The organism is Pseudomonas sp. HMWF006, from assembly GCF_003061205.1.
In the GTDB taxonomy this organism is placed as follows: Bacteria; Pseudomonadota; Gammaproteobacteria; order Pseudomonadales; family Pseudomonadaceae; genus Aquipseudomonas; species Aquipseudomonas monsensis.
Genome location: NZ_QAIU01000595.1, coordinates 29,980 through 30,878, shown reverse-complemented (window position 1 = coordinate 30,878; position 899 = coordinate 29,980). Strand labels below are relative to the sequence as shown.

The 899-nt window shown below is 60.0% G+C and carries 2 protein-coding genes; both read left to right on the top strand.

Features of this window, described 5'->3' with window-relative positions:
* Positions 1–247 (top strand): exodeoxyribonuclease VII large subunit (locus tag DBR24_RS34100; protein ID WP_305889148.1); only part of this gene is annotated, 247 nt, incomplete at its 5' end.
* Between the two features lie 3 nt (positions 248–250).
* Positions 251–899, top strand: a 649-nt coding sequence (locus tag DBR24_RS27665) for a peptidoglycan DD-metalloendopeptidase family protein (RefSeq protein ID WP_256591907.1), incomplete at its 3' end; no start/stop codon positions are given.

The window sequence follows — 899 nt, the reverse complement described above, 5'->3', positions numbered from 1 at the left end:
GCGCGAAGGCCTGAAAAGCCGTCGCCTGCAACTGCACAGCCAGATGCAGACGCTGCATGTGGTCAGCCCGTTGGCGACCCTCGGTCGCGGTTACAGCATTCTGCTGGATGAGCGTGGCCACGCGATCCGCAACGCCGCGCAGACCCACACCGGGCAGCGCCTGAAGGCCAGACTCGGCGAAGGCGAACTGCAAGTGCGCGTCGAAGACAACCACCTGACGCCTGTCACCCTTTCTTTACTGGACTGATCCATGCCGCGTTTTTTCGCTCCGTTATTGTTGCTGTGTTTGACCACCTTCAATGCCCACGCCGACAGCTACATCACCCGGCTACTCAACAAACCGGTGCCGGGCGGTGTGGCGGTGGTTGATCTGGGCGCAGCCGCGCAGGCACCGAAAGCCACCTATCAGGGCAAACCGGTGCTGGTGGTGAAAGAACAGAACAACTGGCTGGCGATTGTCGGCGTGCCGCTAACCGTCAAACCAGGCGCGCAACAGATCAGCAGTGGCGGGCGTAATCTGCCGTTCACCGTGGGCAACAAAAAATATCCGGAACAACGCATCACCCTGAAGAACAAGCAGCAAGTCAATCCGGATCAGTCGAACCTCAAGCGCATCGAGGGTGAACTGGCCGAGCAGATCAAGGCGTATCGCAGCTTCAGCCCGAACACGCCGAGCAATCTGCTGCTGGACAAACCGGTCAACGGGCCGCTGTCGAGCAAGTTCGGTGTGCGTCGTTTCTTCAATGGCGAAGAGCGCAATCCCCATGCAGGCCTCGACTTTGCAGTACCGGCCGGCACGCCGATCAAGACCCCGGCGGCGGGCAAGGTGATTCTGACCGGCAACTACTTCTTCAATGGCAACACGGTGTTTGTCGATCACGGGCAGGGCTTCATCAGCA